The sequence below is a fragment of the Corallococcus terminator genome, assembly GCF_003611635.1.
GTDB classification, from domain to species: Bacteria; Myxococcota; Myxococcia; order Myxococcales; family Myxococcaceae; genus Corallococcus; species Corallococcus terminator.
The window spans coordinates 1-5,768 of the sequence record NZ_RAVZ01000471.1 but is presented as its reverse complement, the minus strand read 5'-3'; the positions used below and the strand labels follow the sequence as shown (position 1 = coordinate 5,768).

The 5,768-nt window shown below is 69.6% G+C and carries 7 protein-coding genes; 4 read left to right on the top strand and 3 right to left on the bottom strand.

Translation table 11 applies throughout. From position 1 onward, the window contains the following. Both D7V88_RS38290 and D7V88_RS38285 read right to left on the bottom strand, forming a co-directional pair. A partial coding sequence (locus D7V88_RS38290; RefSeq protein ID WP_120545481.1) for a DUF6600 domain-containing protein occupies positions 1–722 on the bottom strand: 722 nt, incomplete at its 3' end. 189 nt (positions 723–911) lie between these two features. Continuing rightward, positions 912–2,072, bottom strand: coding sequence for a dipeptidase (locus D7V88_RS38285; RefSeq protein ID WP_244238618.1), 1,161 nt, complete (start codon positions 2,070–2,072; stop codon positions 912–914). Positions 2,073–2,306: 234 nt separating this feature from the next. Between D7V88_RS38285 and D7V88_RS38280 the strand changes: the two genes are divergently transcribed. Continuing rightward, a complete protein-coding gene (locus D7V88_RS38280; protein ID WP_120545479.1) occupies positions 2,307–3,017 on the top strand; it encodes a siderophore-interacting protein in 711 nt (236 codons plus the stop codon). Between the two features lie 12 nt (positions 3,018–3,029). On the opposite strand, the gene D7V88_RS38275 is transcribed toward D7V88_RS38280, so the two are convergent. Continuing rightward, the gene (locus D7V88_RS38275) at positions 3,030–3,395 is read right to left on the bottom strand and encodes a hypothetical protein (protein WP_120545478.1); all 366 of its coding nucleotides are present in this window, start codon (positions 3,393–3,395) and stop codon (positions 3,030–3,032) included. A 332-nt stretch (positions 3,396–3,727) separates the two neighbouring features. On the opposite strand from D7V88_RS38275, the gene D7V88_RS38270 reads away from it, so the two are divergent. The 3 genes from D7V88_RS38270 to D7V88_RS38260 all read left to right on the top strand — a co-directional run. Beyond that, positions 3,728–4,402 carry an Isoquinoline 1-oxidoreductase subunit gene (locus D7V88_RS38270; RefSeq protein WP_120545477.1) on the top strand — a complete coding sequence of 225 codons (675 nt, stop codon included), beginning with the start codon at positions 3,728–3,730 and terminating at the stop codon, positions 4,400–4,402. Further along, positions 4,399–4,860, top strand: coding sequence for a (2Fe-2S)-binding protein (locus D7V88_RS38265; protein WP_120545476.1), 462 nt, complete (start codon positions 4,399–4,401; stop codon positions 4,858–4,860). The genes D7V88_RS38270 and D7V88_RS38265 overlap by 4 nt, the downstream gene beginning before the upstream one ends. A gap of 11 nt (positions 4,861–4,871) precedes the next feature. Next, on the top strand, positions 4,872–5,768 hold an 897-nt coding region (locus tag D7V88_RS38260; protein WP_147449052.1), incomplete at its 3' end, for a molybdopterin cofactor-binding domain-containing protein.

Genomic DNA, 5,768 nt, shown 5'->3' with positions numbered 1-5,768 from the left:
GTGCGGGGAGGGTGGCCCGTGGGGGGCGTCATGGGCTCCGCGAGCGGGATGGGCTGTCGAGTGACGCGCGCGACCTCGGCGGAGGTGGGGCCCGGGTTCCAGAAATCGCCGAGTTCGGAAACGACGTGCTCTCCCACCGGCTGCGTCTGACGTAGCAACGCGGGTGCGCGCTCGGGCGGTGCGAGGTGCTGCCCCACCTCCGGGCGCAGGAAGTCGCTCATGCTCACGAAGCTCCACGACAACCCGATGCTCAGCCCCGGAGGCGGCAGGGGCTGCCAGCCGATGGAGGCCTCGTCCCACCGCCAGTCCACCCAGGCCGGGGCCCATTCACTGTCAGGCCACCACACCCAGCCTTCCGAAGGCCGGTCCAACCACCGGCCGTAGTGGAAGGGCGCCCAGCCCCAATCCCAGTCGGTCTCGAAGGTCCAACCCCAATCACTGGACACCCAACGGCCCCCGGTGGCGTAGGGCACGAAGTCCGCGCCCACGACCCTGGCGTCGGGACGCCACACCCAGCCGACCTCCGGCAGGTCCATCCACGTGCCATAGGGAGACAGCACGTCCCGGAACTGCGTGATGGCGCTGCCCTCCGTCACGGCACTCGACTTCACCTGGGGCCCGAAGTCCTCCGGGCCCATCGCGCAGCCGGAGGCCGCCACGAGTGCGATGAGGCCCACGCCCCGGGGCCGCAGCCAGCGCATCCGCGTGTTCCAGGGGCCCATGTCTGCTCTCTTTCGTGGGGGTCTGTCTTCTGTCCTGGAAGATGTGCCTTCTCGTCCAGCGGGGAGGCACGTGCGAGCGGCCCGGCCGTCCTCCGTCCTCACCACGCACGGCCCCGCTCCGTCGCTTCCACAGGCCCTTCGTCCACGAGAGGAGGCGTCCGGACGAGCGCTTCGGGCTCCCCTGGGCGGTCAGGGCTGTTTCGCGGCGTAGGCCTCCACCTGACGCCACACACGGAAGATGTTGCCGGAAGCGATCTGCTCGATGTCCGCCTCGCTGTAGCCCCGCTCGAGAAGGACGTGGAAGAGGTTCGGGTACTGCGAGACATCCTTGAGCCCGATGGGAAGCGAAGGGCCCACGCCATCGAAGTCTGAGCCGAGTCCCACGTGGTCGATGCCCACCAGCTTCACGACATGGTCGATGTGGTCCGCCACATCCTCCACGCGGGCCAGGGGGAGCGGGTGCTCACGCTGGTAGGTATCGATGAAGGTCTTGAGCTCGGGGCTGCCCTTCTTCAGACCGTGCTGGAGCGCGAAGGCCTCGATCTGCGCGCCGAACTGCTTGCCATGGTCCTGCGCGGCCTGGGTGAGGAACGCGGAGCCGAAGTTGATCATCACCACGCCCCCCTTGGCGGCCACGGCGCGGATGAGCTCATCGGGGATGTTGCGCGCGAAGCCGGGCGTGAAGTGGCGACACGATGAATGCGAGGCAATCACAGGCAACTGGCTCACCTCCACGGCCTGCCGGAGGGCGTCATCCGAGAGGTGCGCGACATCCACCATGATGCCCACCCGGTTCATCTCCGCCACCACCTGCCGGCCAAAGGGGCTGAGCCCGTTCCAGGTGCCCTTGCCCTGGCTGGCGGCGGCATCGCTGATCAGGTTGTCCTCGGAGTGGGTGAGGGTGATGTAGCGCACGCCGCGCCGCTGGAAGTGAGCGACGTTCTCCAGCCGGTCCTCGATGGCCGCGCCATTCTCGATGCCCAGCGCGAAGGAGACCTTGCCCGCTTGGGTGTTGCGCAGGGCCTCCTCGACAGAGGGGGCCATGGCGAACTTCGCGGGCGAAGCGCGCGCGATCTTCTCCATCATGTCGATGAGCGAGTCCGCCAGCTCCCGGGCCCCGCCCTGCTTCTGGTACTCGGCGGGGATGTAGATGGACATGAAGGCCACGTCGAACCCGCCCTCCACCGCGCGGGCGTGGTCGAAGTCACCCTTGGCGGTGCGCAGGGAGATGTCCTCGGTGGGCGCGCCGTCCGGCCCCAATCCCTCACGCAGGCGGTAGGGCACGTCGATGTGGCCATCGGCGATGACGATGCGCCGGGCCAGCTCCCGGCCGCGTTCCGCGAGGTCCACGGGCGCTTCTGGCACCGGGACATTTGTTCCGTGGGAGCAGGCCGAAATCGCAAGCAGGGCAAGGCTCAGAAGCGCGGAGGTGGGTCGCATGCCCCCTCTTCGCCTACCTCGGCCTTTGATTGCCTGCCTTTTCGTCATGGGCGCGGGGAAGGCCCGCCCGGCGACACTTCACGCAACTTCACGGGCCGGCGGGGGACGTCAGGCGTATGAACCTCCACCGAAGGGGAGACTCCGATGGCATCCGCGAAGGCAATGTTGGGCAGTGTCCTGGGACGCTTCCTCTTTACCGACTCCCAGGTGACGCAGGTGCGCGAGGTGTCGCGCGCCTTCCGCCAGGTGGATTGTGAAGGCGTGGCCCTGCGAGGGCAGGGGTGGTCCCCTGGCGACAAGGTGCAGGTGTACCTGCCGGGTCTGGGCATGCGCACGTACACGCCGCTGTCATGGGACGAAGCGCGCGGCGCCACGTCCTTCCTGGTGTACCTGCACGGCGACAGCCCGGGCGCGAAGTGGGGACGCGACGTGCGCGTGGGGGATGCGCTCCAGTTCTTCGGGCCCCGCCGCTCGGTGGTGTTGGACGAGGGCCGCGCCCCGGTGGTGCTCTTCGGTGACGAAACGTCATTCGCGGTGGCGCATGCGTTCCGGACCGCCGGGAAGCGCGACGTGACGCCCCTCTTCGAGGTGTCACACCGCGAGGACTGCGCGCCCGCGCTGCGTGAGTTGGGCTTCGAAGGCCAGGACGTGGAACGCCAGGCAGGCGACGCGCACCTGGCGCAGGTCCACGAACGGCTGCGCGAAGCGCTGCGCGCGAAGCCGGACGCGACGTTGGTGATGACGGGAAGGGCGCAGTCCATCCAGGCCCTGCGGGCGCGGCTCAAGGGCGACGGTGTGCGCGCCACGCCCAAGGTGAAGGCCTACTGGGCGGTGGGCAAGGCGGGGCTCGACTGAGACGTCGTCGGCTCACGCCGGTGCGAAGTGCAGTCCACGCAGCGTGTCCTCGCGGCCACGGCTGACCCCGGCGGGACGGCGCTTGGACTTCTGTCGCAGGAACCGCGAGGCGTCCTGACGGCGGTAGCAGGTGAGGAGCCGGTCCTCGTCATTGAGGATGAGAATCCACCCGCGCGCCTGTCGTGCCAGGGATGAGTCGCGCAGGCTCCAGGGCAGGTCGCGCTCGTGCACGGTGAGGTGGGTGGCACCGCACGCTCGAGCGGGCGTGCCGAAGTCGAGGATGAACGCGATGACCTCCTCACGCAGCCTCCAGCGGGCGCACTGCTCGATGAAGAGGCGGGTAATGGAGAACACGGACGACACGGGGCTCTGGCGCATGGCGGGCAATCTCCTTGCGCTCCTCCCAATACACTTGCCGTTCCAGGCCCCCGCGCACGCGATTCCGGGGACTTGCGCGAACCGCCCGCGGCCCGCGGAAGACAATCCGTCAATCCCGTGAGCGGTCCCTGTCAGCGAGGCACGCAAGGCCGAGGCAGCGGACGCCTGCTCGCTGGGAATGCGGAGCGTCCTGAAGAATTCCTACCCGGGCCCCACGGCTTTTGTCAGGCTCTCCGAGGACGTGATGGGGCGGCATGGCCCATCCGGCTTCGCGACGACGCGTGTGGCGCCGGAACGACCTCTGGCCGAAGGGATTGGGAGGACGGGGCACGATGAGTCTTCGCTCGAAAGCACTGGGAGTCGTCCTGGGTGCGGGTGCGGCCGGGGTGACGCTGGCGCTCGCGTTCGGCGTGGGGTGCGGTGGCCGCGCGGTGCAAGGCAGTACGGTGACGTTGCCGACCGTGGAGGCCCAGGCGCTCCGCGCGCCCACGGAGTTCGCCTCCATCGGGGACAAGAAGGAGCGCTCGCGGGCGCTGTTCCTGGAGGCGAGCCGGGTGATGCTGCACCCCCGGTGCGTCAACTGCCATCCGGCGGGGGACAGCCCGACGCAGGGCGACGCCTTCCAACTGCATGACCCTCCGGTGGCGCGGGGCCCTGGCGACCAGGGCGTGCCGGGCCTGGAGTGCACGTCCTGTCACCAGGAGAAGAACGCGGAGCTGGCGCGGGTCCCGGGTGCGCCCAAGTGGCACCTGGCGCCCAGGGTGATGGCGTGGCAGGGGCGGACGCCCCAGTCCCTGTGCGAGCAGTTGAAGGACCCGGCGCGCAACGGGGGCAAGAGCCTGGCGGAGATCATCGAGCACTCCGCGCATGACGAATTGGTGGGCTGGGGATGGAAGCCGGGGGCGGACCGGGTGCCGGCGCCGGGGACGCAGGCGGAGTTCGGGGCCCTGGTGGCCGCGTGGGTAAAGGACGGCGCGGAGTGCCCGCGCGAGGAGAGTCGACCGTGAGCATCCGCCTTCGCGTGAATGGAACCGAGCATGTCCTCGATGTGGATCCGGAGATGCCGCTGCTCTGGGCGCTGCGTGACGTGCTGACGTTGACGGGCACGAAGTACGGCTGCGGGCAGGCGCTCTGCGGCGCGTGCGTGGTGCACATCGACGGGGCGGCGGTGCGCTCGTGCGTGACGCCGGTGCGCCGGGCGGACGGGCGCGAGGTGATGACCATCGAGGGCCTGTCGCCGGATGGTTCGCACCCCTTGCAGAAGGCGTGGGTGGATCTGGCGGTGCCGCAGTGTGGCTTCTGTCAGGCGGGGCAGATCATGACGGCGGCGGCGCTGCTGGCGAAGAAGCCGAAGCCCACCGACGCGGAGATCGATCAATCGCTGGCGGGCAACCTGTGCCGCTGCGGGACGTACACGCGCATCCGCACCGCCGTGAAGAAGGCGGCCGGGATGCCGACCGAATGAGTGGCTCGACCATGGAAGACCTTCGCATCCGGCTGTCGCGCCGTTCCGTGCTCCAGGGTCTGGGAATCGTGACCGCGGGCTTGAGCCTGGAGGTGGTGCTGCCCAACCGGGCGCACGCCGCGCCCATGCCCACGTCCTATCCGCCGGTGTCTTCGGAGGGCCTGAGGGCGAACGTCTTCGTGCACCTGGCGCCGGACGGGCTGGTCACCATCGTGTGCCACCGTTCGGAGATGGGGCAGGGCGTGCGCAGCTCGCTGCCCGTGCTCATCGCGGACGAGCTGGGCGCGGACATGGCCCACGTGAAGATCGTCCAGGGCGACGGCGACGAGGCGTACGGAGACCAGAACACGGACGGCTCCAGCAGCGTGCGGAAGATCTTCGACGACCTGCGCTACGCGGGCGCGACGGCGCGCACGATGCTGGTGGCGGTGGCGGCGAAGCGCTGGAAGGTGGCGCCCGAGGCGTGCGAAGCGCGCGACCACGCGGTGTTCCTCAAGGGCAGCCAGAAGGTGTTCAAGTTCGGGGAGCTGACGACCGACGCGGCGAAGCTCAAGGTCCCCGCGAAGAGCGCGGTGACGCTGCGGCCGCGCAGTGAGCTCAAGCACCTGGGCAAGGAACTGCCGCTGATTGATGGCCCGGACATCGTGACGGGCCGCGCGGTGTTCGGCGCGGACGTGAAGCTGCCGGGGATGCTCACGGCGGTCATCGCGCGTCCGCCCGTGGCGGGCGGCAAGGTGGCCCGCTACGACGCGACGAAGACGCTCGCGGTGCCGGGCGTGCGCAAGGTGGTGGAGCTGCCGACGGCGCAGAAGCCGTTCCTGTTCCAGCCGCTGGGCGGGCTGGTGGTGGTGGCGGACCACACCTGGGCGGCGATGAAGGGCCGCGCGGTGTTGGACGTGACGTGGGAG